The sequence below is a fragment of the Marinobacter sediminicola genome (genome assembly GCF_031157525.1).
Lineage (GTDB): Bacteria > Pseudomonadota > Gammaproteobacteria > Pseudomonadales > Oleiphilaceae > Marinobacter > Marinobacter sediminicola.
Genome location: NZ_JAVIXR010000002.1, coordinates 275269 through 300530 on the forward strand (window position 1 = coordinate 275269; position 25262 = coordinate 300530).

The following is a 25262-nucleotide window of genomic DNA, read 5'->3' on the forward strand; positions in this document are numbered from 1 at the left end:
AGTTAACAAGATGCGTCGTGTTGTTATCACCGGCATGGGGATTGTCTCCAGCCTAGGCACCAATCAAAAAGAAGTCACACGCTCCCTGAAGGAGTCCATTCCTGGAATCGGCTTCAGTGAAGAAGCTCGTGACAATGGTTTGCGCAGCCACGTTTGTGGTCAGATTGATCTGAACCTGCCCGAACTGATTGACCGCAAGCTTTTGCGCTTCATGTGCCCGGCTGCGGCCTACACCTATCTCGCAGCCTGTGAAGCTATTGAGCAGGCTGGACTAACCAATGAGCACCTCACGGCTAACAGCACCGGCGCCGTATTTGGCACCGGCGGCGCGTCAACCGTTGAGCTTCTCGATGCAATCGACACCCACCGCGCCAAAGGCATTCGTCGCGTTGGGCCTTACCGCGTACCCCGCACAATGGGCAGCTCAATCAACGCGACCATTGCAACGGCATTCGGTATTACAGGCATCAACTACGGCATTACCTCAGCCTGTGCCACCAGCGCACACGCCATCGGCCATGCTGCAGACCAGATTGCTTTGGGGCGTCAGGATGTAATGCTTGCCGGCGGCGGCGAAGATATCCACTGGACCCTGAGCCTGATGTTTGACGCCATGGGCGCACTCTCAACCAAATACAACGATACGCCTGAGAAAGCATCCCGCACCTATGATGCAGACCGTGATGGCTTTGTTATCTCCGGCGGCGGCGGTACCCTGGTGATCGAGGCTCTGGAGCATGCAGAGGCGCGAGGCGCGAACATCATTGCAGAACTGGTTGGTTTTGGCGCCACATCAGACGGCGCCGACATGGTTGCCCCAAGCGGTGAAGGTGCTATTCGCTGTATGCACCAGGCCATGAAAAACCTGGATGGCGAAATCAGCTATATCAACACCCACGGCACCAGTACACCTGCTGGTGACGTAACTGAACTGAAGGCGCTGAAAGCGACCTTTGGTGACAAAATCCCACCGCTAAGCTCCACCAAGCCGCTTTGCGGCCACGCTCTTGGTGCGGCAGGCGTTCATGAAGCCATCTACTGCTTAATCATGCAGCGGGACGGCTTTATCGCGCCCTCAGCTAACATCGAGAACCTCGACGAAGGCGCCGAAGGCTATCCAATCGTGCGTAAGCGCCTGGACAACCAGAACCTGGATCTCGTTATGAGCAACAGTTTTGGCTTTGGCGGCACCAACGCAACATTGGTATTTAAAAAGTTCTGATGTCTCGCAATTAAAGTTCAGGACAACCTGATAGAGCGATATTCAGCCGGGGACGTGCCCATCCAGCGCTTGAATGCCCGGCTGAACGCACTCAATTCTGAAAACCCAAGCTGCTCGGCAATTTCCACCAGCGGCTTGGTTTTATCCTGCATGTAAGTTAGCGCCTGCTTACGGCGCACATCCTCCAGTATTCGGGCAAATGTCAAACCTTCCCGCTTCAATTTCTTGTGGAGCGTGTACCGACTCATGTGCAACTGAGACGCCACCACCTCAACGCCCACCTTGCCTCGGGCAAGCTGACTGCTGATAAGCGAACTTACTCTGTTACCCAGCGAAACCCGCACTGCATCCTGGCTCAGGGGGCCTGACGCCATCTTTTTATCCTCCAGATTCATATCTATTCAACTCTCATCACAACTTACAGCGTACACATGTTAGCTGAAAATAATCAATAAGACGTTTGAGCGGGATCAAGGGAAAGCACATTAGCTTGCGGCAAAATAGCCCACCACTGATTTACCCGGAGCCCACATGAATATCCCGGAATTGCTGGCACCCGCCGGCACCCCTGAACACCTGGAGACCGCATTCGCCTATGGGGCAGATGCCGTTTACGCCGGCCAGCCCCGCTATTCCCTGCGGGTGCGCAACAACAGCTTCAAAGATACTGCCGCTCTGGGCTCCGGTATCCAGCGCGCCCATGAACTGGGCAAACAGTTTTATTTGGTGTCGAACATTGCGCCCCACAACGACAAGGTGCGCTCCTACCTGCGGGATCTGGAACCGGTGCTGGAGTACAAGCCGGATGCGCTGATTATGTCCGACCCCGGCCTGATCATGCTGGTGCGGGAAAAATGGCCGGATCAGCCCATCCACCTCTCGGTGCAGGCCAATGCCGTTAATTGGGCAACTGTGGAGTTCTGGCGCCGCCAGGGCATCAGCCGGGTGATTCTTTCACGGGAACTGGGGCTGGGTGAAATTCGTGACATACGCGAGCGGGTTCCGGATATGGAACTGGAAGTCTTCGTTCACGGTGCTCTGTGCATGGCCTACTCCGGGCGCTGCCTGCTCTCGGGCTATATGAATCATAGAGACGCCAACCAGGGCGCATGCACCAATGCCTGCCGCTGGAACTACAAGGAAGTTACCCACACCCAGGACCAGACCGGCGACCTGATTGCCACATCGGCCGCAAGCGATATTCAAAGTTTCGAGCCGAAAGAAATTCTTCTGGAAGAACCTAACCGCCCCGGTAGCTTTATTCCCGCCTATGAGGATGAGCACGGCACCTACATCATGAACTCACGGGATCTGCGAGCGGTGCAGCACGTGGCGGAGCTGGCGGCCATGGGCGTGCATTCCCTGAAAATCGAGGGCCGCACCAAAAGCACCTATTATGTTGCCCGCACCACTCAGGTATACCGCAGCGCCATAGATCAGGCGACACAAGGCAAGCCTTTTGATATGGCGCTGATGAACGATCTGGAAGCGCTATCCAACCGGGGCTACACAGAAGGTTTTCTACGCAGGCACATGCCACAGGAATACCAGACCTACGAGCGTGGCTCCTCCTATCTGGGCACACAACAAGTTGTGGGCACCATCACCGATGATGACGGGCAATGGCTCACCATCGATGTGAAAAACAAATTCTCCCCAGGCGACCAAATGGAACTGATTACACCTTCTGGCAATCTGCAGTTTTCAATACCGGTTATGGAGAACCGCAACGGCATCGCTATGGATTGCGCACCGGGCAGCGGCCACATAGTTCGCATCCCTCGCCCACCGCACACACCTGAAGCACTGAAACACAGTTACCTCACCCGCATTTTGCCACCCGAAGCCTAACGTTCACGGAGCGATCGACTCCGTATATACGCCTATCAAAACCGCTCCAAACCCGTCAGATTTAGCGTCTGGCGGGTGTATTACGATATACTTGCCATTCCCCCCAATTTAATACCTGACTAATTTAGTCTGGTATTGTACAATTACGAACCAGAAGCAACAGATCAGGCCCCGCAAACCAGTTTTGGTTGCCGGCAAATCAAAGGGCCTCAGAGCCCGCGAGAGAGAATACGGAGCGACGATCATGACGACCGCCAACAAAGAGGTGAACGAACTGATCAAACGGGAATACGAACACGGTTTCGTAACAGATATCGAAGTAGATACCTTCGAGCCCGGTTTGAATGAAGACGTTATCACCCGCCTTTCTGAAATCAAGAAAGAGCCACAGTTCATGCTGGAATGGCGCCTCAAGGCTTATCGTCGCTGGCTTGAAATGGAAGAACCCGATTGGGCTCACCTGGGCTATGAGCGAGTCGATTACAACTCGATCTCCTATTACTCGGCCCCGAAGCGCAAAGAAGACATGCCACAGAGCCTCGACGATGTAGATCCCGAGCTGCTTAAAACCTATGAAAAACTGGGAATCCCGCTGCACGAACACGCAAAGCTCGCCGGCGTAGCCGTTGACGCAGTATTCGATTCCGTTTCAGTGGCTACCACGTTCAAAGAGCCACTGGCAAAAGCAGGCGTTATCTTCTGCTCTATTTCAGAAGCCGTGCGCGATTACCCTGAACTGGTGCAAAAATACCTCGGCACTGTTGTTCCCCATACAGACAACTTCTTTGCCGGCCTAAACGCAGCAGTCTTCTCGGACGGAACCTTTGTATACGTTCCCAAGGGCGTTCGTTGCCCCATGGAACTGTCCACATACTTCCGCATCAACGCGGCAAACACCGGGCAGTTCGAGCGCACGCTGATTATTGCCGACGAAGGCAGTTACGTGAGCTATCTGGAAGGCTGTACCGCCCCGATGCGCGACGAGAACCAGCTGCACGCAGCGGTGGTTGAACTGATCGCTCTGGACGATGCAGAGATCAAATACTCCACGGTACAGAACTGGTACCCGGGCGATGAGAACGGCAAGGGCGGCATCTACAACTTTGTTACCAAGCGCGCAGCCTGTATCGGCAAGAACTCCAAGGTTTCCTGGACTCAGGTGGAAACCGGCTCGGCCATTACCTGGAAGTACCCCAGCTGTATCCTGCGCGGTGAAGGCAGCGTTGGTGAGTTCTACTCAGTAGCGCTTACCCACAACTACCAGCAGGCCGATACTGGCACCAAGATGATTCACCTGGGCAAAAACACCACCAGCACCATCATCTCCAAAGGTATTTCGGCTGGTAAAAGCTCCAACGTATATCGCGGTCTGGTCAAGTTCGGCCCCCGCGCCGATGGCGCTCGCAACTTTACCGAGTGTGATTCGCTGCTGATCGGTGACCAGTGCGGCGCACATACCTTCCCGTACATTGAGAGCCTGAACAAGTCCGCCATCGTTGAGCACGAGGCCACCACCTCGAAAGTGAGCGACGAGCAGATGTTCCTTTGCCGCCAGCGCGGGATTGATATGGAGCGGGCCGTGTCCATGATTGTGAACGGTTTCTGCAAGGACGTTTTCAAGGAACTTCCCATGGAGTTTGCGGTTGAAGCCGGCAAGCTTCTTGAAGTCAGCCTTGAAGGTTCTGTTGGTTAAACTACATACACAGATTTTCAGATTAAAGAGAGAAGCCACAAATGCTGAGCATCAAAAACCTGCACGCCTCCGTTGAGGGCAAAGAAATCCTCAAAGGTATAAACCTGGAGATCAAAGCCGGGGAAGTACATGCGATTATGGGCCCGAACGGTTCGGGCAAAAGTACGCTGGCCCAAGTGCTTGCAGGCAACGACGCATTTGAAGTTACCTCTGGCAGCGTCACCATGCACGGTGAAGACCTGCTTGAGAAAGCGACCGAAGAGCGGGCACGGGATGGCGTGTTCCTGGCGTTTCAGTACCCGGTAGAGATTCCGGGCGTTAGCAACTTGCAGTTCATGCGCACATCGGTAAACGCCATGCGCCACCACAGGGGCGAATCAGAAATGAACGCCGCTGAATTCATGAAGTTGGCTCGGGAAATTTCCAAGCAAGTGGATCTGGACCCTGCTTTTCTCAAGCGCGGTGTAAACGAAGGTTTCTCCGGTGGCGAAAAGAAGCGTAACGAAATCATGCAAGCCCTGATGCTGCAACCAAAGCTGGCCATCCTGGATGAAACCGACTCCGGCCTGGACATCGACGCACTCAAGGTTGTTTCTGACGGCGTTAACGCTCTGCGTGCCGAAGACCGGGCCATTTTGATGGTCACTCACTATCAGCGCCTGCTTGACCACATTGTTCCTGATTTCGTTCACGTTCTGGCCGAAGGCAAGATTGTGAAGTCTGGCGGCCGTGAATTGGCCCTGGAGCTGGAAGAGCGTGGTTACGCATGGCTTGGCATCAAGGACGATGAAACTGCAGCCAGTTCAGCCCTCTCCAACTCAGCCAACTAAGGAGACCGCGGAATGAAACCAGCACCAAGTCTTCTTTCCAGCGCGTTTCTACAGCCGGCTGGCCAGGCACTACCCGCACCACTGCTTGCTCTGCGCAAACAACGCGGCGCCGCATTGGTAGACATGCCCATGCCAACGCGGAAAACCGAGAACTGGAAATACTCCAGCAAGTATCTGAAGCTGACTGACGAGATGGCTACCTCACTGCCCACTGCGGGCAAAACCGGCAGTGCTCTTGCTGTGCCCGGCTACAAGGTGGCTTTTATCAATGGCGTAATGGTGCCAGAAGCCAGCGAGTACCCGGATCTGAACGATATTCTTATTCAGCGGTTCAGTGATCTGTCAGACGCTGAAGCCAGCGAGCTGGCAGAGCGCCTGGACAGCACCCTGGACGCAAAAGCGGTGCAATTTGCAGGGTTGAACACTGCGCGTTTTGAAGACGGCCTCGTCATTCGCCTGAAGCCAGACGCAGTTCTTGATCAGCCACTGTTCATCATTCATGAAGTGACCGCCGACGCCAGCGGATCTGCCTTCCCACGCATATTTGTTGAGGCAGGCCGTAACAGCCAGATCACACTGGTGGAAGAGTTTATTTCCAGCGGCCAGGAAGCAGTATTCGTGAACTCCGTAACCGAGTTCACCCTTGCGGAGGGCGCAAATGTTACCAACATTCGCCTGAGCATGGGCGGCGAGAACGTACAACACATCGGCGCCACTGGCGTAACCCAGCAACGTAGCTCCCGCTTCGAGAGCCACTGCGTAGGCTTTGGTGGCCCTCTAAGGCGCCACGATCTGCGGGTTCGACTGGAAGGCAAAGGCGCCGAGTGCAAACTCAATGGCGTTGTTGTAACCCAAGGCACACAGCACTACGACAACCACACCACCATTGAGCACGTAGCACCCAATTGCGACAGTGAAGAAACCTACCGCAACATTGCAGCGGATAAATCTCACGCGGTGTTCAACGGCAGAATTCATATTCACCCGGATGCCCAGAAGTCCAACGCGAATATGAGCAACAAGAACCTGCTGCTTTCTACCGGTGCAGAGATCGATACCAAGCCCGAGCTGGAAATCTACGCCGATGACGTGAAATGCGCCCACGGCGCCACCATCGGTCAACTGGACAAAGAATCGCTGTTTTATCTGGTATCACGGGGCATCGGCATCCGTGAAGCCAACGTACTGTTGACCATGGCGTTCATCAACGAACTGGTTGCCCAGATTCCAGTGGATGCCGTGAAAGATACGGTGCAAATCCGCCTCAACCAGTTTTTTGATCAAGCATTCCAGGAGGTCTGACCGGTATGAATGACCTGTCCATGGCAAACACAGCCACCCAGACGGCGTTTGATGTACAAGCCATACGCCGGGACTTCCCCATACTGTCGCAACAGGTGAACGGGAAGCCACTGGTGTATCTGGATAACGGTGCGTCGGCACAAAAGCCGCTCGCCGTTCTGGATGCCATGGACCGTTATTACCGGGAAATGCACTCAAACGTACACCGGGGTGCCCACACCCTTGGCGACCGTGCCACTGCAGCATTTGAAGGTGCCCGGGAAACCATTCGCAGCTTTTTGAATGCAGGCAGTACCCGGGAAATCATCTGGACAAAAGGCACAACAGAAGCCATCAACCTGGTGGCGAACGGCCTGGCACCCAAGCTCAAAGCCGGCGACGAAATTCTGGTGAGCCACATGGAGCACCACGCCAACATTGTGCCCTGGCAGATGGTTGCCGAACGCACTGGCGCAAAAGTGGTGCCGATTCAGGTTACGCCTGCGGGCGAACTGGATCTTGAATCCTTTGATCGTTTGTTGAACGACCGCACCCGTATACTAGCCATCACTCACGTTTCCAACGTTCTGGGCACAATCAATCCGGTAAACGAATTGGTGGGCAAGGCGAAGGCTCGTGGTGTGATTACCCTGTTGGATGGCGCCCAGGCAGTTCCCCACTTCCAGCCGGATGTGCAGGCACTGGACTGTGACTTTTACGTGTTTTCATCTCACAAGCTGTTCGGCCCAACCGGCATTGGCGTGCTTTATGGCAAAGCCGCGCTGCTGGAAGACATGCCTCCCTATCAGGGCGGCGGCGAGATGATTGAGCGGGTATCGTTTGAACGCACCACTTGGAACGTTCTGCCCTACAAATTTGAAGCAGGTACGCCCGCAATCGCAGAAGCTGTAGGCTTGGGTGCTGCAATCGACTACCTTAACGGGCTCGACAGGCCAGCAATGGAAGCGGCAGAGAATGCTTTGATGGCGCGCGCCAACCAATTGGTTGAAACCGTTCCAGGCATGAGCATTATCGGCACTGCAAAGCAAAAAGTTCCCGTAATGTCCTTTAAAATCGAGGGCTTGCACCCCAGTGATATAGGAACCTTATTGGATCAGCAAGGCATCGCCATTCGTACTGGCCACCACTGTGCAATGCCGCTGATGGATTTCTACGGAGTTCCCGGTACAGCACGGGCCTCCTTTGCGTTCTACAATACACTGGATGAGGTGGAACAATTGTTTGCCGCCTTACAGAAAGTCCAGCGCCTGTTTGCCTGATGGAGGAGACACCATGACAGCAGAAGTCTTCACACCGACCGTAGGCGTCACCATGACGCCAAGTGCCGTCAAGCACGTACGCAAGCAACTCGACAAAGCATCGAGCGCCAAAGGTATTCGGTTGGCGATCAGAAAAAGCGGATGTTCCGGCTTCAAGTACGAAACCCAGTGGGTGGACGAAGCCTCATCCGACGACAGAATATTCCACATTGACGGGGTTGATGTGTTTGTGAAAGAGGAACACCTTTCCCTGGTGAATGGCATCGAGATCGACTTCGTTACCGAAGGCGTAAACTCCATGTTCCAGTTCCGCAATCCAAACGCCACCGCCGAATGCGGGTGTGGTGAGAGCTTTACCATAAGCTGATTCCGCCCCCTCTCCGCGCCAAACGAGGTTTAACCAGGCATGCAAGAACGTGAAGTCGTCCTGACCAAACGCGAGGTGGAAGCCCGCCTTGTTCCCACCGGAACAGAAGTCATGATTCCGGCAGATAGCTTTGTAACCATCACGCAGTCGTTGGGCGGTACCTTTACCGTTGCGGTCAATGGCAACCTCGCTCGCATCGAAGGCCACAACGCCGACGCTCTGGGTAAAAAGCCACTGGAAAGCAGTTTTGACACGCCGGCAGACGGATCCATCAACGAAAACCAGGTATGGGAAGCCATACGCAACTGCTACGACCCGGAAATTCCGGTTAACGTGGTGGATCTGGGCCTGATTTACGAATGTCGGATCGAAAACGGCACGCCCGAAGGCAATCACGTTTATATCCTGATGACTCTCACCGCTGCAGGCTGCGGTATGGGGCCCGTCATTACTGAAGATGTGAAGGTAAAAGTAGAGCACGTACCCAACGTGGACAAGGTAACCGTAGAGCTTACCTTTGACCCGCCCTGGAACAACGATATGCTTACTGACGAAGCCAAACTCGAACTGGGAATGTTGTAAATGCCAGCGACAGAACAGGATTTTCTGGACAACCCGCTCGGAAAAAACCCGACTCTGGAAGACGTACTCGACGGTTTTGAGTTTCTGGACGACTGGGAAGAGCGCTACGCGTTTATTATTGATCTGGGCAAACAGCTACCGGCTTTTCCGGACGATGCCCGGATTGAAAAAAACTACGTTCACGGCTGTCAGAGCCAGGTATGGGTGGTTTCCCACTTCCACGAAGCCAGTGGCAAGCTCTATCTCCTGATAGATTCCGACGCAATGATCGTGCGCGGCCTTGCTGCCATGATTCTGATTGCATTGAACGGGAAAACCCCAAGAGACTTGCTGGCCACCGATATAGACGAGCTGTTTGAGCAACTGGACCTGTTCCGCCACATCTCCCCGACCCGCGGCAATGGTTTGCGCTCCATGATCGGGAAGATCCGCGATATTGCTGCGGCACAAGCAACTGAGTGACCAGTTCACAGACTTAGGGCGAGTTACCAGATTATGGCAATATCGTCTCGCTGAATGTTCACCTGCCCACCTATGCTGGGCATTTTGCCATTACTGAAGTCCGGATGAACATTGTTCAGGGTGACCGTCATCTGGCTGTCACTCAATTCCGGCGTCCCTCCCAACGAATCAAAATACTGAGCACTGCGATACAGATGCAGCTCATCGCCAGGCCGTAAACCAGCGGTTGCGCCTGAAGCCAGAGTCACCAGTTGGCCTTCTACCCGGGTGATCCGGGTCATAAACGGCTGACATGCCAAAGCTTCAGTTACGGCCTGAGTCATATCGTTCAGAACACCAGCCACTGCCTTCCCATACTGGGATTTACGAAATCCTTCAGAGCCAAATCCGGTAGAACTACCCACGTTGGTAGTCCAGACTGCAGCCGTTTCAAAGCGTTGCTGATAGACAGGCGAGCCACTGAAGCCATCGAGAACAACAAGATCCACCGCGAAACGCCGACGCATATCCGCGACACCAATACCTCTCTGAAATTTGTCCAGAACCGAAGTGCCCCAAGCTGTAGGGTCTGCAACGCCAAGATCCCGGATAACACCTGTCACAACAAACTGGGCGCCCATTTCACGGGCCACCTGGATCACATTGGTAAGGCGGTTGCTCCCCTGCTGCAGTGTGGGCGCATTCAGCAAATCGGGGAACAAACGAGAGGTAGAGGCAGATAACACCTGCAAGTTCCCAGTTTCCCGCAAGCCTTGCTGCAAAAACTGCGGCAGAACCTCACCAGCGTCATCAATACGCCCCACACGGGCCTGCTCAGGGTGTAGAAGCGGGAACCCGGCCACCGCCACTCGTTTTCTCAAACGCCCAGCGTCTCCGCCACCACAGCTGGCTTGCCCGGCAGAAATTTCTCCCCGCACAGTCACACGCATGAGGTTGCCGATGCGATGCTCATCAATCACTTTTACATTCCGCGCCCTCGCGCTGGAAGCCAAGCGAATGCTGGATTCGGTAAGAACACCGTTTTCCATGGTATCTCTCGTACTCACTTGTGCTTCGTACTGAAGGGCCAAATCACGCATGGCCGCATTGCGGGCTTCCGCGCGTGCTGTCGCAAGATCCTCATTATGGATGCTGGCATGGCCCACACCTTCCAGAACAACAGCCTGAGCGTTGGCAGCCAGCATCAGTGGCAGTACAACACACCAAAGTGATAACCGAACAAACTGCCTCATAAACCCACGCATCGCTTCATACCCGCTTTTCCAATTTTCTCACGCTTCAAGAGCCATAGGCCCGTCATAGGCACAACCCGGTAGGGGGCCAGCGGTATCAGTCGAGATAGTACAGGGAGTCTACATTTTTGCTCTGAACATCACCCACGCTGTCGTTGTAACTGGGCATAGGTATAGGGCAAAGATCCTGTACCTGATCGGCATCTACTTTAGATACACAAGCCCTGAAACGTGGCTCCAGTTTTAGCTCCATTACGGTCTCAACCACTCCGTCGCTGTGTTCGTTAACAGCAACCATCTTTGCACCGCGAATATAGCTGTCCACGTATGTTCGGAAACTGTCGTTTCGAAGCACAAAGTCGTTCACGGTAGAGCTGCCATACACAACCGTGCCATACACCCGCTCTGCAAGGTTTCTGTACGCGTCCACCTGGGATGCACGGCGCGCCATCAAGCGCTTGCGGGTATTCAGCCGATCCTTACTTGCGTCTTCATAGGTACCAAAACCACTGACTCGAACTGTAATAGGCTCAAGTTTGGGTTCAGTTTGTATTTTGCCTTTATCGCTGTCCCGGTGCCCACCAACTGGCGCACAGGCCGCCAGCATGACAGCCATAAGAGGAACAATTATCCAGCGGATGGCCATTATTTCGTCTCCAGAATTCGTTTCAACTTGCCGTTTCCGATAACCATGAAAAAATCACGCCACCTTTCCTAACACGCTGATAAAATTAAATTTCTTTACTAAAGCCACAAAACAGCCCGCTAAACCGGCAAATAACTGCCTCCGTTTACAGATCAAAAACAAACCGTTACCGGTTATGCCGTGTTCCCGTACGCATATTGCTCTAACCTTTCAGTAATCTCATTGTTCATAAACACATACTTATCCCAAAGGTACCGAAATGCATCAATATCGTCTGTCCAGACTGTTCATTGCCGTGGGCTTGTCCGTTGCAACCTCCTCCGCGCTCGCCAGTCCGCAGTCGTTCATGTCTTCACGTTCCTTTGCCATGGGTGGCACTGGCGTAGCTATTGCTCACCCAGCCTCGGCCACCTCTGCAAACCCTGCAATGATGGCTGCAGACCAGCACGACTGGGCTGATGATTTTGGCCTCACGCTGCCATCTGTCAACGCACGTGTTGCGGACGAAGAAGAAACAATTGATCAGGTTGATGATATTCAGGATTCAATTGATCGGCTTGAGAGTGCCATCGAATCAAACAATTCAGCCGAAGCTCAACAGCAGGCGGGTGAGTTGCGCAAACAACTTGCCGCTTTCGATAAAGACACTGTCCGCGCCAACCTCGGCCTCGGCCTTGCTGTCGCCGTACCCGGAAAGAAGATTTCTATGGGCGTGTTCAGCAACGGTAACCTGACTGCGACGGTCAGGGGTGAATACGACGAAGGCGACGACGCAATCCTTGCATCCATCGAAGGTGGCATACTGATTCCAGGCGCTACCGACGATTTGAATTCCCGCGGTAAAATTTTAGCCTCAGCAGTGTTGGAGGCAGGCGTGAGCTTTGCCCACTCATTGGAGCTGAGCAATGGTGACAGCGTCCAACTGGGCATTTCCCCCAAGTTTGTTCGATTACAAACTTTTCAATACACAGAAACCATTTCCGGCTTTGACGACAACGATTTCGACAGTGATGACTCCCAAACCGAAAAGAGCGGCTTTAACCTCGATATAGGTGCGGCCTATGCGTTTGGTGAAGAGAAAGAATGGAACGCCGGTATCGTTGTTAAAAACCTTATACCCATGAAGCTCGACTCTGCTGCGAGTCGCCCACAGCTTGGCGAGCGCGTGAGAACATTAAAACTCAACCCCATGGCAACCGTCGGCATCGCCCACACGAGCAACTACCACGTTGTTACCGCAGAGTTGGACCTCACCAAAAAAGAAGCCTTCGGCTTCGAAGATGACACCCAGTGGCTCGCCTTGGGCGCAGAGTTTGACGCATTCCGTTACGCCCAGCTTCGCGCTGGTGTTCGTTACAACCTTGCAAGTAACGATGACAACGATGGCATTGCCGAAGAAACCCAGTTCACTGCTGGCCTGGGAGTTAACCTGTTAGGCGTTCGCTTTGATCTGGGCGCACTCTTTAGCGATGCGGATATCGGTGCATCTCTGGAGCTTGGCACCGCATTCTGATTATTTTGTGAACATCTCCTCCCGTGTCAGGCGAGCCCACCAGAATATACGGGTTTGCCTGACACGCCCGGGAAACGGATAATTCCCGGATACTCCTCGGAAAGGAACCGAATCTTCCATGCAAACCTATCTGGTTGGCGGCGCTGTTCGCGATGAACTACTGGGCCTGAAAGTTAAAGATCGGGACTGGGTGGTTGTCGGTGCAACCCCGGAACAAATGCTCGCCCTCGGCTTTACCCAGGTAGGATCAGACTTCCCCGTATTCCTGCACCCGAAAACTCATGAGGAATATGCCCTCGCCCGTACAGAGCGCAAGCAGGGGCATGGCTATCATGGCTTCTCGGTTTACAGTGCCCCGGATGTAACGCTGAAAGAAGACCTGCTGCGCAGGGACCTCACCATCAACGCCATGGCGCGCTCCGAACAGGGCGAGTTGAGCGACCCGTTTAATGGCCGCAAAGACCTTGAGGCAAGAGAGCTGCGACACGTTTCACTGGCCTTTAAAGAAGACCCCCTCCGAATTTTGCGAACCGCGCGATTTGCGGCGCGTTTTCAGCCCCTGGGTTTTCGTGTTAGCGCAGAAACCATGGAGCTGATGCGTTCTATGGTTGCCGAGGGCGAAGTGGGACATTTGGTGCCTGAGCGGGTATGGCAGGAGATTCAGCGGGCTCTGCACGAAAATGCCCCCGGGACGTTTTTTCAGGTGTTGAGAGACTGCGGCGCGCTCGGCGTGTTGATTCCAGAACTTTCACCTGAGGCGCACTTTGGCGCGGCGATTGATGCGCTGCAGCGGATTCACGCCCGCAAGGGTTCAACCGCAGAGCGTTTTGCTTCACTATTTTGCGCACTTGATGAACCCATGGGGGCAGCAAGAGCCAAGGCACTGAAAGCACCCAACGATTGCCAACAGCTTGCCCGGCTGACGATGATTTTCATCCCCGCACTCCATCAGCTCGACCCGCTGCAGCCAGATGCAGGCACTTTGCTGCAACTTCTGGAAAAGGCCGACTTGTGGCGGCGACCGGAACGGTTTGCGGGACTGATCAATGTGCTTGAATGCACTCTTGGCACCGTGAACCAATTACAACTGGAAACACTGAATAACGCAGCAAAGGCTGCATCAGGCATTGACCCGAAAATGCTGATGGAGCAAGGCTTTTCAGGCAAAGAGCTGGGTGATGCAATCCGGCGCGAACGCTTGGCGCGTATAAGCCAGGCACTATGCAGCTCACTATCCTGAGGAACCACCATGCCTGAACATGCGCCTGTTGCCCTGATTACCGGTTCGGCCCACCGCCTTGGCGCCCGCACTGCGCAAATGCTGCATGAGCGGGGCTGGAACATCGTCATCCATTATCGTAGCCGCGAAGATCAGGCCCTCGGCCTTGCTGAATCAATGAATCAGCAGCGGCTAAACTCTGCCGTGGCACTGCAGGCGGACTTGAGCAACACCTCCGGCACCAGGCACTTGGGTACCGAAGCCACGGTTCAGTGGGGGCGGCTGGATGCACTGGTTAACAACGCATCGGTGTTTTACCCAAACCCGACGCCTGAAGCCACGGAAGACGATTGGGACAGCATCATGCACACCAATCTGAGGGCGCCATTTTTTTTGCTGCAGGCGTGTCTTCCGGCTTTGCAAGCTAGCTCAGGCAGTGTCGTAAATCTCATTGATATCTACAGTGAAAAGCCGCTGGCAGACCACCCTCTCTATTGCGCCAGCAAAGCAGGGCTCGCGGCGCTCACCCGCGCCTGGGCCAAAGATCTGGCTCCAGAGGTGCGGGTGAATGGCGTGTCTCCCGGTGCCATTCTCTGGCCCGAGGGCGACGCGGCCGCTGATGCGGACTACCAAAGTCTAATACTGGCAAAAACGCCCCTGAATCAAACCGGCACACCAGACGATATCGCCCGCACCATCGTGTTTCTGCTGGCGGAAGCGCCGTTTATCACCGGGCAAATCATTTCCGTCGACGGAGGTCGCAGCCTCAACATGTAGGCCGAGGTTTGGGCCTACGCTTTTGCCCGCTCGTCCTTTCCGGCTACAATGCGCGCAACTTTATACTCTGTGTGAGCAAGGCTTGTTACAGCGCCCTGCCGAAGCACACCCACCTGACTGGAGATTTCCTATGCGTGATGTCGTCATCGTTGCCGCTCGGCGTACAGCTATTGGAGCATTTGGCGGAGGCCTTTCCAGCCTTCGTGCGGACCAGCTCGGCACCGCTGTTATTAAAGCACTGCTGGAGGAAACCGGTATTGCCGGCAACCAGATCGATGAAGTCGTTCTGGGCCAGGTTCTGACCGCAGGCTCCGGCCAGAACCCGGCACGCCAGTCGGCCATCAACGCTGGGCTGCCCGCTTCTGTACCCGCTATAACCATCAACAAGGTGTGCGGCTCCGGCCTCAAAGCCGTTCACATGGCCGTTCAGTCAATTCGCTGTGGCGATGCTGAAATGATTATTGCGGGCGGTCAGGAAAACATGAGCCAGTCGCCCCACGTGCTGCCCAACAGCCGCAACGGCCAGCGTATGGGCAACTGGACCATGATCGACACCATGGTCACAGACGGCCTCTGGGATGCCTTCAACGACTACCACATGGGCATCACTGCAGAGAATATTGTTGAGAAATACGGCATCAGCCGCGACGAGCAGGACGAGTTCGCAGCAGCCTCTCAACAAAAAGCGGTTGCCGCCAGAGAAGCCGGTCGCTTTGATGGCGAAATCGTGCCGGTTTCTATTCCCCAGCGTAAAGGCGACCCGGTTGTAGTGAGCAAAGATGAAGGGCCCCGCGACGGCGTATCCGCCGAAGGCCTTGGCAAACTCCGCCCTGCGTTCAAAAAAGACGGTACGGTGACTGCAGGCAACGCTTCATCTCTGAACGATGGCGCGGCAGCTGTTCTGGTGTGTAGCGCAGACAAGGCAAAAGAGCTGGGCCTGACACCTCTGGCAACCATCAAGGCCCACGCCAATGCCGGCGTAGACCCCACTATTATGGGCACCGGCCCAATTCCTGCCAGCCAACGCTGCCTGAAACTGGCGGGCTGGAGCGTTGACGATCTCGATCTGGTGGAAGCCAACGAAGCCTTTGCGGCCCAAGCCATCTCCGTAAACCGCGATATGGGCTGGGACACCAACAAGGTGAACGTCAACGGCGGCGCCATTGCTCTGGGCCACCCCATTGGCGCTTCTGGCTGTCGCATACTGGTTTCACTTTTGCACGAAATGGTACGCCGTGATGCGCACAAAGGTCTGGCAACCCTATGCATCGGTGGCGGTATGGGTGTTGCCCTTGCAGTTGAGCGCTAAAGCCAAATGCTGAATGTGGTGCTATACGAGCCGGAGATACCGCCCAATACGGGAAATATCATCCGACTGTGCGCCAATACCGGCTGCAACCTGCATCTGATTGAGCCTCTGGGATTCACTCTGGAGGACAAGCAGATGCGGCGTGCGGGCTTGGACTATAACGAATACGCCACAGTTAAAGTGCACAAGAACTATCAGGCATTCCTGGACAGTGAGCAGCCTCAGCGCCTGTTTGGTCTCACCACGAAAGGCCACCGTTACTATCACCAGGTGGCCTATCAGGAAGGTGACTACCTGATGTTCGGCCCGGAAACCCGCGGTCTGCCGGAAGATGTACGCGAGGGTCTATCTGCAGAGCACTGCCTGAAGGTACCCATGTGCCCGAATAGCCGAAGCCTCAACCTCTCCAATACCGCGGCTTTGGTAGTTTACGAAGCCTGGAGGCAGCTAGGGTTCGAGGGCTCACCAGGCAGCACGTCATAAACAAAAAACCCGGCAACTGCCGGGTTTTTTTTTAATCAGGATAGAGCAAAACGCTTAGTGAGTTTTCTGCTCGGCACCGGCTTCACCGGCTGCCTCTTCCTGCTTGCGCTGCAATGCCTGGGCATAGATAGCGTCGAAGTTAACAGGCGCCAACATCAATGCCGGGAAGCTACCCTTGTTAACAACACCATCAATTGCTTCACGGGCATAGGGGAACAGAATAGTGGGGCAATAGGCACCCAGCATCTGGCCAAGCTGCGGCCCGTCAATACCAGAAACCAGGAACACACCCGCCTGTTGAATCTCGACAATGTAAGCAACTTTGTCGTCAATTTTCGCCGTAACGGTCAGCGACAGAACAACTTCGTACTGGTTGTCACTGACTTTTGTGTGAGCGGTATTCAGATCCAGGTTTACATGCGGCTTCCACTGCTCCTGAAATACCACCGGTGAATTCGGGGACTCAAAAGACAGATCCTTCACGTAGATACGCTGAAGCGCAAACTGAGCTTGATTCTGGTTTTCGTTGCCTGCGGCGGCTTGCGGATTCTCAGCCATGTTAAGTCCTTTTGCTTTAGTAGGGAGTCTTAGAGAGGGCTCAGGGCCCGTTGTTATAGTTACATCTGCCGTGACAGTCTACTGCCTGGCGACGATCTGTTATGTGAAACAGTGCGGCAGATCGGCGCTCAGATCAAGTTATGCTGCCGCTGCTATTTTTTTACCAGCGGCAAATTGCTGGCCTTCCAGTCGCTGACCCCGCCGTTGAGTCGCACCACATTGGTGAAACCTTCTGCGTTCAGCTGCTTGACGGCCATAGCGGAATGCTGCCCCATTTTGTCCGCCACAATAATCTGCTTGCTCTTGTGCTTATTCAGCTCGGCAGCACGGCCTTTAAGGCTGCTCAGCGGAATATTGATTGACCCGGTAATGCGGCCTTCGCCGAACTCTTTGCGGTCACGGATATCCACCACTATGGCTTCGTCCCGGTTGATCAGGCTAACAGCACCCTGTGCAGAAATCTTGGCACCACCCCGCCGGGACTCCAACACAAGAATAGCGATCAGAAAGGCTACAAACAGCGAAGCGAGAATGTAGTGGTTAACGACAAATTCAAACAACCGATCCATGAGGTTACCCTGAAAATAAGTTTGGGCGGATTATACACAGCCTGCACGCCCGACAGAAGGTGACCATACAGGTGACGACTGTGGCCTCAAAGTGTAAAAATGGATAAGCTTCACGCCTACTTCTGAAAATTTACTGCAACTCTACCTCCGGACTGAATGATGACAGCATTGCGCAAGCCGACAGCACTGATAATTCTAGACGGCTGGGGCCACCGTAACCCCGCTGAAGATAACGCGATCAGCAACGCCAATACGCCTTTTTGGGACAAGCTCTGGGCCTCCAGACCTAAAACCCTCATCAACACCTCCGGTATGTTTGTAGGCCTGCCACAAGGCCAAATGGGCAACTCCGAAGTCGGCCACATGAACCTTGGTGCGGGTCGCGTGGTTTATCAGAGCCTGACGCGCATCGACAAAGACATAGAGGAAGGAACCTTCAACGAAAACACGGTTCTTTGCGCAGCAATCGACAAAGCCATCAGCAATGGCGGCGCCGTTCATCTTATGGGATTGCTCTCTCCCGGCGGCGTTCACTGCCATGAAGACCACATGCTCGTAGCCGCCGAGCTTGCTGCCGCTCGAGGTGCGAAAGAAGTATATATTCACGCATTCCTGGATGGCCGCGACATGCCACCCCGCAGTGCTCGCCCATCCCTTGAGAAGGCTGCTGCAAAGCTGAACAGCCTGGGCGTAGGTCGCGTGGCCTCCATTGTTGGTCGCTACTTCGCTATGGACAGGGACAACCGCTGGGACAGAGTAGAAACAGCCTACAACCTGATGACCTTGGGCGAATCAGAATTCGTAGCTACAGACCCGGTGTCGGGCCTGGAACAGGCATACGAGCGCGGCGAGAACGATGAATTTGTTAAACCAACCCTGATTCAGAACGCGGGCGAGCCCGCTGCCACGATCAACGATGGCGACGCCGTTCTGTTCATGAACTTCCGGGCTGACCGGGCCCGGGAAATGACCCGCACGTTTGTAGATGAGGCTTTTGACGGATTTGAGCGCAGGAAACATCCTAAGCTTGCAGATTTTGTGATGCTCACCGAGTACGCGGCAGATATCAAAACCTCCTGCGCCTACCCGCCGGAGCAACTGGTCAACGGTTTGGGCGAGTATCTGGCGGGGCTCGGTAAAACACAGTTGCGCATTTCCGAAACCGAAAAATATGCCCACGTCACTTTCTTCTTTAACGGCGGGCAGGAAACACCTTTTGCGGGCGAAGATAGAATTCTGGTGCCATCCCCTAAAGTGGCAACCTACGATCTACAGCCAGAGATGAGCGCGCCGGAAGTCACCGACAAGCTGGTAGAAGCCATCAAGAGTGGAAAATATGACCTGGTGGTATGCAACTACGCCAACGGTGACATGGTGGGCCATACCGGCAAACTGGATGCAGCCGTAAAAGCCGTAGAGTGCCTGGATCAGTGCGTACAGCGAGTAGTCGAGGCGCTGGAAGAAGTCGATGGTCAGGCACTGATAACAGCCGACCACGGCAACTGCGAGCAGATGACTGACCCCGAATCTGGCCAGGTTCATACAGCACACACCATTGGGCCCGTACCTCTTGTCTACACAGGTAGCCGCGAGGTAAGCCTGAGTGATGACGGTAGCCTGAGCGACGTAGCCCCCACCCTGCTCGCATTGATGGAGCTGGAACTGCCGAAGGAAATGACCGGGCACAGCCTGGTTAAAATCGGTTGATCCGGAAACAGGCCACAGCATTGCGATTGACGGCGGCACTGACGCTGGCACTCACGTTTCTAGTGGGTGCTGCTGCGCCATTAGCGTTTGGGAAAGAGGTAACGCCAGCCCAGATCGAAGCCCTCAAAAAACGCATTGAGGGAATCGACAAATGGCTGGCGGACGCTGAAAAGGACCGCTCCGCCCTGGAGCGACAGCTGGCTGCGGCTGAACGCACCATCAGCCGGCTGACTCACGAGCGCAGATCTCTGGGGGAGCAGGTAAAAGAGCAGCAACAACAGCTGGCTACTTTGCAAAGTGAAGAACGGGAACTGACGCGCACCCTGGAGCGCCAGAGGGAAAGCCTGAAAAAGCAGATACGCACCGCCTGGATGGAAGGCGACGCTCCCGCCGTGAAAGTGCTGCTCAACGAAATCAATCCGGACAACATTGCCCGGACCATGACCTATTACGAATACCTCAGCCGCGACACAGTGCGGCGCCTGGAAACCTTCCATAAGAACCTGGAAGAACTAAAGGTCACGCAAGCCGCCGTGCAAAGCACCCGCGCCAAACTTGCGAGCGCAGAGGAAGGGGTTATTAAACGCCAGCAAGCGCTAAAAGCCTCTCGTCTGGAGCGCCAGAAGACGCTCGCAGCGCTTGACCAGGACATCCGCAGCCATCGCAGCGAAAAGGATGAGCTGGAATCCGATCGCAAGCGGCTGGAAAAGCTGCTTTCGGAAGTTCAGCAAGCCATCGCCAGCATTCCATCTCCCAATGAATCCGCCCCCTTTCAGTCGCTTCGCAACAAATTGCCGTGGCCGGCACAGGGCAGAGTGGTTAGTCGTTTTGGCGAGAAGTACGCCGATGGCAAACTGCGCAGAAACGGGCTGATCATTCAGACCCGGGAAGAAGCTGAAATCAAAGCCATTCACTATGGTCGGGTTGTTTTTGCGAACTGGCTCCGGGGCTTTGGGCTGATAACAATTATTGATCATGGAGATGGCTACATGACACTCTATGGCCACAGCAGTAGCCTGTTCACCAGCCCTGGAGACTGGGTTGCAGCAGGGGAAGCCATTGCACAAGCGGGCCGCACAGGCGGAACCGAGGCGCCGGCACTCTATTTTGAAGTTCGACATAATGGCAAACCGGACAACCCGGGGCGCTGGCTGACTAACTGAACACCCGCAGCGGGGCTGACAAACGGGCCCGCTGACGCCATACTGTCGGGATATAGCAGGTTCAGCCCAACTACCGGAATAACCACGGGATATGTGAATGAAACGGGTCCGACGTACACTCCAAGCCTCACCTTTGCGCTCAGCCATCCTCGCCGCCTGTTTCACCTCCCTACCCGGGTTTGCATTCGCCCAGGATTACGCGGCAGATAGCTCCCAGGTACTGGAAGGTATGCAGGACGGTGAGCGTATTGAAATCACGCTGCCGGACCCGGAAAAACAACTGCCCCTGGACGATCTGCGTAAATTCACTGAGGTGTTCAGCCGCATCAAGGCAGCCTACGTGGAAGAGGTAGACGATCGCCAACTGCTGGAAAGCGCCATCAAAGGCATGCTATCCGATCTCGACCCGCACTCTACTTACCTGGCGCCCAAGGACTATGAAGAGCTGGAGGAAAGCACCTCTGGCGAGTTTGGCGGCCTGGGCATTGAAGTGGGCATGGAGAATGGCTTTATAAAGGTTATTGCCCCCATTGATGACACACCGGCTCAGCAGTCCGGCGTTCAGGCAGGTGATCTGATCATCAAGCTTGATGAAAAGCCCGTAAAAGGCATGAGCCTGGAAGAATCCGTTCAACTTATGCGTGGCAAGCCTGGCACCATCCTTACGCTGACCATCATGCGTGAGGGCCAGAGCGGCCCCTTAGAAATTGATGTTGAGCGCGCAGTTATCAAGGTAACCAGCGTGAAGAGCCGCATGATCGAAAACGGCTACGGCTATGTGCGCGTGACTCAATTCCAGGCTGAAACCGGCGGGCAGTTTTCGAAAGCCCTTAACAAACTGAAAGAAGAGCACGACGGCGATCTGGACGGGCTGGTGATAGACCTTCGCAACAACCCAGGCGGTGTGTTGCAGGCAGCCGTAGCAACCGCTGACGCTCTTCTGGATGAAGGGCTGATTGTGTACACCGAAGGCAGAATTCAAAGCTCCCGCCTTCGGTTCAGCGCCAAAGACGGCGATCTGATGGAAGGCACGCCCATTGTTGTATTGATAAACGGCGGCTCGGCGTCTGCATCTGAAATTGTTGCCGGTGCCCTGCAGGATCACAAGCGAGCCGTCATAATGGGCACACAGTCCTTTGGCAAAGGCAGCGTTCAGACTGTTATCCCGCTGGACGAAACCCACGCCATCAAAATGACAACGGCGCGCTACTACACCCCCGACGGTCGCTCCATACAGGCCACCGGCATTAAGCCAGACATTGAAGTAAAGCCGGCCGAACTGAAAGAGCTGGATAGCCGCCCTTTCTTCACTGAAGCGGATCTGAGTGGCCACCTGATAGGTCAGGACGAAGAAACGGAAAGCAAAGATAAACAATCGAAGAGCGAAGACCAGCCTGGCTCCATAGCAGACAGGGATTATCAGCTACGGTCAGCACTTAATCTTCTGAAAGGACTGAGTATTCTGAACCATAAGGGAGCCGACGCAGCACAGTGAAGGCATTCTCCCGTTTAACTCTGGCCACCTTTTTGGCCAGACTGACACTGGCTACCTTGGTGGGCGTTGCTACAAGTGCAGCAGCAGACCCAATGGCACAGGATGTTCCGCCAACCATCGCCATCATTATTGATGACATGGGGCACAACCTGCACGAGGGCGAGCGCCTGGCCAATCTGGACCAGCCGCTTACTCTGGCGTTCCTGCCCTATCGCCGCCACACAGACCCACTCGCGCGCCTGGCACATAGCCGCAGCAAAGAAATCATGCTGCACATACCTATGGCCAACACCCGGAACTTCAGCCTTGGGCCAGGAGGCTTAACGCCGGATATGGACGAGTCGGCGACAACCATAACCCTGCGCCGTGCTTTGCAATCCATCCCCTACGTGCAAGGGGTGAATAATCACATGGGCAGCCTGCTAACCCAGCAGTTGAAACCTATGGACTGGGTTATGAAAGAGCTGTACCGCTACCCGGTCTATTTTGTCGACAGCCGCACCATTGCATCATCCGTTGCCGGTGACGTCGCCACGGCTTACCAGATTCCCACAATGACCCGGGACGTATTTCTTGATCACGAGCAAACAGAAGAGTTTGTAGATCGGCAATTCAAGGAACTGATTCGGCAAGCGAAGGAAAACGGCAGCGCAATTGGCATTGGCCACCCACATACCGTAACTGTGGATTATCTGGAAAAGCATCTGCCCCTGCTGGACGAGCAGGGTATCGCTATTGCTACAGTGAGCGGGCTCTGGGCTATTCGCAACAACAACCAGAAGATGTTTGCGGAAGGCGAAAAGCAGACCATCCGGCCTGCCTTTGCCAGGAAGGACTAATCCCGAACTTCGATACCCTGAGCCCTCATAAAGGCCTTTGCTTCGGGAATGGTGTGCTCACCAAAGTGAAATATGGAGGCCGCCAGTACCGCGTCTGCGCCGCCTTTGGTAACCCCGTCTGCCAAGTGCTGAAGCTCTCCCACACCGCCTGAGGCGATTACAGGAACGGATACCGCATCGCTGACTGCACGGGTCAGCCCCAAATCAAAACCGATTTTGGTGCCGTCTCTATCCATGCTGGTAAGCAAAAGCTCGCCGGCACCCATTTCTACCATTTTGCACGCCCAGTCCACAGCATCCAGCCCGGTTGGCTTGCGCCCACCATGGGTAAAGATTTCCCAGCGCGGCGCTTCACCTTCGGCACTTACCTGCTTGGCATCAATGGCAACCACAATGCACTGGCTTCCAAACCGGTCTGCAGCTTCTTTAACCAGCTCCGGGTTGAACACAGCCGCGGTGTTTATCGCAACCTTGTCCGCACCTGCATTGAGCAGTTTACGGATGTCTTCAACAGCACGAACACCACCGCCAACGGTCAATGGAATGAAGACTTCGGCCGCCATGCGCTCAACCATTTCATAGGTTGTATCGCGACTTTCACTGCTTGCGGTGATATCCAGAAAGGTAATCTCGTCGGCGCCCTGTTCGTTATAGCGGCGAGCGACTTCTACGGGATCTCCGGCATCCCGGATATCCACAAAGTTTACGCCTTTTACAACGCGCCCTTTATCCACATCCAGGCAGGGAATAATGCGTTTAGCCAATGTCATAGTATGTGCCTTATTCAGCCTTGCAGGGAGTCGCAGTATGCCTGGGCTTCAGCAACATCCAGTGTGCCTTCATAGATCGCCCGGCCAGTGATCGCACCGATGATGCCTTTATGGGCAACCGGCGCCAAACGCTTAAGGTCATCCATATTGGTTACGCCACCGGAAGCGATTACCGGAATGCCACCCTCTTCTGCCAAAGCAGCCGTGGCTTCCACGTTAACGCCCTGCATCATGCCGTCACGGTTGATGTCGGTGTAAACAATAGATTCAACGCCATCGTTGGCAAATCGCTTGGCCAGATCAACGGCCATCACTTCGGAGACTTCAGCCCAGCCATCTGTTGCAACGCGGCCGTCTTTGGCATCCAGGCCTACAATAATGTGGCCTGGGAAGCGCTTACACATTTCCGTCACAAACTCAGGCTCTTTAACCGCTTTGGTGCCAATAATCACCCACTGCACGCCGGCTTTGAGATAGGCCTCAATGGTTTCTGCTGAACGAATACCGCCGCCAATCTGTATGGGCAAATCCGGGTATTTCCGGGCAATGGCCTTTACGATTTCTCCGTTAACCGGCTCGCCTGCAAATGCGCCGTTCAAATCAACAAGATGCAAACGGCGGGCACCAGCTTCCACCCAGCGGGTGGCCATATCAACCGGGTCACCACCAAACACAGTGGAATCTTCCATGCGGCCCTGGCGCAACCGCACGCATCGGCCGTCTTTCAGATCAATGGCGGGAATAATCAGCATGTTCCGTTCCAGTCAGTAAAGTTTTTGAGTAATTGCAGCCCTGCCCCAGCACTTTTCTCAGGGTGGAACTGCACTGCAAAAATATTGTTGCGGGCGACTGCCGCTGCCAGATCGACGCTGTAATGGCTACGCCCGGCAATGTCTGCATTACCTTCTGCCTCAGCGTAATAACTGTGCACAAAGTAGAAGCGCTCACCGTCGGGAATACCCTGCCAAAGAGGATGCTCAACCGAATGGTAAACCTCGTTCCAGCCCATGTGGGGCACTTTCAAGCGCTCACCGTTGACTACCAGGTTGTCGCCAAAATAGCGGACCTCAGAAGGAAACAGGCCTATGCAATCAACACCGCCATTTTCTTCACTGCGGGACATCAGCGCCTGCATGCCGACGCAAATACCGAGAAACGGACGGTCGCGAGACACCTCGCGCACCAGTTCATCCACACCCAGCCGGCGAATTTCCGCCATGCAATCACGTATGGCGCCGACACCGGGGAGAATCACCCGGTCAGCTTCACGAATCTGGTCTGCGTTGTCGGTCACCAGAACTCTGGTGTCCGGGGCTACATGCTCTACCGCCTTGCGGGCAGAGTGAAGATTACCCATGCCGTAGTCTATGATGGCAACGGTTTTCATGGTCGGTTCTGTGTCCTTCAGTGGCTT

The 25262-nt window shown here is 54.7% G+C and carries 26 protein-coding genes; 18 read left to right on the forward strand and 8 right to left on the reverse strand.

The features are described 5' to 3' along the window. The first annotated feature begins 10 nt into the window (after positions 1-10). Positions 11-1222: a beta-ketoacyl-ACP synthase I gene (gene fabB, locus RG807_RS03980; protein ID WP_309043726.1), complete on the forward strand. Its 1212-nt coding sequence runs from the start codon at positions 11-13 to the stop codon at positions 1220-1222. A 17-nt stretch (positions 1223-1239) separates the two neighbouring features. Here the strand turns inward: fabB and RG807_RS03985 are convergent, their stop codons facing one another. Further along, positions 1240-1596 carry a helix-turn-helix transcriptional regulator gene (locus RG807_RS03985; protein WP_309043727.1) on the reverse strand — a complete coding sequence of 119 codons (357 nt, stop codon included), beginning with the start codon at positions 1594-1596 and terminating at the stop codon, positions 1240-1242. A 157-nt stretch (positions 1597-1753) separates the two neighbouring features. Here RG807_RS03985 and trhP point away from each other — a divergent pair, with 157 nt between their 5' ends. From trhP to RG807_RS04025, 8 genes are all read left to right on the forward strand, one after another. Further along, positions 1754-3073: a prephenate-dependent tRNA uridine(34) hydroxylase TrhP gene (trhP, locus tag RG807_RS03990; protein WP_309043728.1), complete on the forward strand. Its 1320-nt coding sequence runs from the start codon at positions 1754-1756 to the stop codon at positions 3071-3073. Positions 3074-3317: 244 nt separating this feature from the next. Next, positions 3318-4766, forward strand: coding sequence for a Fe-S cluster assembly protein SufB (gene sufB / locus RG807_RS03995; RefSeq protein WP_309043729.1), 1449 nt, complete (start codon positions 3318-3320; stop codon positions 4764-4766). A gap of 41 nt (positions 4767-4807) precedes the next feature. Next, the gene (sufC, locus tag RG807_RS04000) at positions 4808-5596 is read left to right on the forward strand and encodes a Fe-S cluster assembly ATPase SufC (RefSeq protein WP_309043730.1); all 789 of its coding nucleotides are present in this window, start codon (positions 4808-4810) and stop codon (positions 5594-5596) included. Positions 5597-5608: 12 nt separating this feature from the next. Continuing rightward, a complete protein-coding gene (sufD, locus tag RG807_RS04005; protein ID WP_309043731.1) occupies positions 5609-6898 on the forward strand; it encodes a Fe-S cluster assembly protein SufD in 1290 nt (429 codons plus the stop codon). 5 nt (positions 6899-6903) lie between these two features. Then, entirely contained in the window at positions 6904-8157 is a 1254-nt protein-coding gene (locus RG807_RS04010; RefSeq protein WP_309043732.1) for an aminotransferase class V-fold PLP-dependent enzyme, read from the forward strand. Between the two features lie 13 nt (positions 8158-8170). Next, positions 8171-8524: a HesB/IscA family protein gene (locus tag RG807_RS04015; protein WP_309043733.1), complete on the forward strand. Its 354-nt coding sequence runs from the start codon at positions 8171-8173 to the stop codon at positions 8522-8524. Positions 8525-8563: 39 nt separating this feature from the next. Continuing rightward, the gene (gene sufT / locus RG807_RS04020) at positions 8564-9106 is read left to right on the forward strand and encodes a putative Fe-S cluster assembly protein SufT (RefSeq protein ID WP_309043734.1); all 543 of its coding nucleotides are present in this window, start codon (positions 8564-8566) and stop codon (positions 9104-9106) included. After that, positions 9107-9568, forward strand: a complete 462-nt coding sequence (locus tag RG807_RS04025; RefSeq protein ID WP_309043735.1) for a SufE family protein — start codon at positions 9107-9109, stop codon at positions 9566-9568. A gap of 23 nt (positions 9569-9591) precedes the next feature. Here RG807_RS04025 and RG807_RS04030 read toward each other — a convergent pair whose 3' ends face one another. Together RG807_RS04030 and RG807_RS04035 are read right to left on the reverse strand one after the other, a co-directional pair. After that, the gene (locus RG807_RS04030) at positions 9592-10800 is read right to left on the reverse strand and encodes a flagellar assembly protein T N-terminal domain-containing protein (RefSeq protein WP_309043736.1); all 1209 of its coding nucleotides are present in this window, start codon (positions 10798-10800) and stop codon (positions 9592-9594) included. A 97-nt stretch (positions 10801-10897) separates the two neighbouring features. After that, entirely contained in the window at positions 10898-11446 is a 549-nt protein-coding gene (locus RG807_RS04035; RefSeq protein WP_309043737.1) for an LPP20 family lipoprotein, read from the reverse strand. A 259-nt stretch (positions 11447-11705) separates the two neighbouring features. On the opposite strand from RG807_RS04035, the gene traF reads away from it, so the two are divergent. From traF to trmL, 5 genes are all read left to right on the forward strand, one after another. After that, positions 11706-12959 (forward strand): conjugal transfer protein TraF, encoded by a 1254-nt coding sequence (traF, locus tag RG807_RS04040; RefSeq protein ID WP_309043738.1) that lies wholly within the window; start codon positions 11706-11708, stop codon positions 12957-12959. A 118-nt stretch (positions 12960-13077) separates the two neighbouring features. Continuing rightward, entirely contained in the window at positions 13078-14199 is a 1122-nt protein-coding gene (locus RG807_RS04045; RefSeq protein WP_309043739.1) for a tRNA nucleotidyltransferase/poly(A) polymerase-related protein, read from the forward strand. A gap of 9 nt (positions 14200-14208) precedes the next feature. Beyond that, positions 14209-14955: a pteridine reductase gene (locus RG807_RS04050; protein WP_309043740.1), complete on the forward strand. Its 747-nt coding sequence runs from the start codon at positions 14209-14211 to the stop codon at positions 14953-14955. A 130-nt stretch (positions 14956-15085) separates the two neighbouring features. Beyond that, positions 15086-16264: an acetyl-CoA C-acetyltransferase gene (locus RG807_RS04055; protein WP_309043741.1), complete on the forward strand. Its 1179-nt coding sequence runs from the start codon at positions 15086-15088 to the stop codon at positions 16262-16264. Positions 16265-16270: 6 nt separating this feature from the next. Beyond that, positions 16271-16747, forward strand: a complete 477-nt coding sequence (gene trmL, locus RG807_RS04060) for a tRNA (uridine(34)/cytosine(34)/5-carboxymethylaminomethyluridine(34)-2'-O)-methyltransferase TrmL (RefSeq protein ID WP_309043742.1) — start codon at positions 16271-16273, stop codon at positions 16745-16747. A 54-nt stretch (positions 16748-16801) separates the two neighbouring features. On the opposite strand, the gene secB is transcribed toward trmL, so the two are convergent. Both secB and RG807_RS04070 read right to left on the reverse strand, forming a co-directional pair. Continuing rightward, positions 16802-17305 (reverse strand): protein-export chaperone SecB, encoded by a 504-nt coding sequence (gene secB, locus RG807_RS04065; protein ID WP_200202903.1) that lies wholly within the window; start codon positions 17303-17305, stop codon positions 16802-16804. 152 nt (positions 17306-17457) lie between these two features. Beyond that, entirely contained in the window at positions 17458-17874 is a 417-nt protein-coding gene (locus tag RG807_RS04070) for a rhodanese-like domain-containing protein (RefSeq protein WP_298449127.1), read from the reverse strand. 159 nt (positions 17875-18033) lie between these two features. On the opposite strand from RG807_RS04070, the gene gpmM reads away from it, so the two are divergent. From gpmM to RG807_RS04090, 4 genes are all read left to right on the forward strand, one after another. Continuing rightward, positions 18034-19581 carry a 2,3-bisphosphoglycerate-independent phosphoglycerate mutase gene (gene gpmM / locus RG807_RS04075; RefSeq protein WP_309043743.1) on the forward strand — a complete coding sequence of 516 codons (1548 nt, stop codon included), beginning with the start codon at positions 18034-18036 and terminating at the stop codon, positions 19579-19581. A gap of 20 nt (positions 19582-19601) precedes the next feature. Further along, positions 19602-20744 (forward strand): murein hydrolase activator EnvC family protein, encoded by a 1143-nt coding sequence (locus tag RG807_RS04080; protein WP_309043904.1) that lies wholly within the window; start codon positions 19602-19604, stop codon positions 20742-20744. A gap of 97 nt (positions 20745-20841) precedes the next feature. Continuing rightward, positions 20842-22239 carry a S41 family peptidase gene (locus RG807_RS04085; protein ID WP_309043744.1) on the forward strand — a complete coding sequence of 466 codons (1398 nt, stop codon included), beginning with the start codon at positions 20842-20844 and terminating at the stop codon, positions 22237-22239. 92 nt (positions 22240-22331) lie between these two features. After that, positions 22332-23078: a divergent polysaccharide deacetylase family protein gene (locus tag RG807_RS04090; protein ID WP_309043905.1), complete on the forward strand. Its 747-nt coding sequence runs from the start codon at positions 22332-22334 to the stop codon at positions 23076-23078. Here RG807_RS04090 and hisF read toward each other — a convergent pair. The 3 genes from hisF to hisH are packed head-to-tail and all read right to left on the reverse strand — an operon-like array spanning position 23075 to position 25235. Beyond that, complete coding sequence (gene hisF / locus RG807_RS04095) at positions 23075-23848, reverse strand: imidazole glycerol phosphate synthase subunit HisF (protein WP_309043745.1); 774 nt, start codon at positions 23846-23848, stop codon at positions 23075-23077. The genes RG807_RS04090 and hisF overlap by 4 nt on opposite strands. A 14-nt stretch (positions 23849-23862) precedes the next feature. Further along, on the reverse strand, positions 23863-24600 hold the full coding sequence (gene hisA, locus RG807_RS04100; RefSeq protein WP_309043746.1) for a 1-(5-phosphoribosyl)-5-[(5-phosphoribosylamino)methylideneamino]imidazole-4-carboxamide isomerase: 738 nt from the start codon (positions 24598-24600) through the stop codon (positions 23863-23865). Further along, positions 24594-25235, reverse strand: a complete 642-nt coding sequence (gene hisH, locus RG807_RS04105; protein WP_309043747.1) for an imidazole glycerol phosphate synthase subunit HisH — start codon at positions 25233-25235, stop codon at positions 24594-24596. Before hisH ends, hisA begins: the two co-directional genes overlap by 7 nt. Positions 25236-25262: the final 27 nt, after the last annotated feature.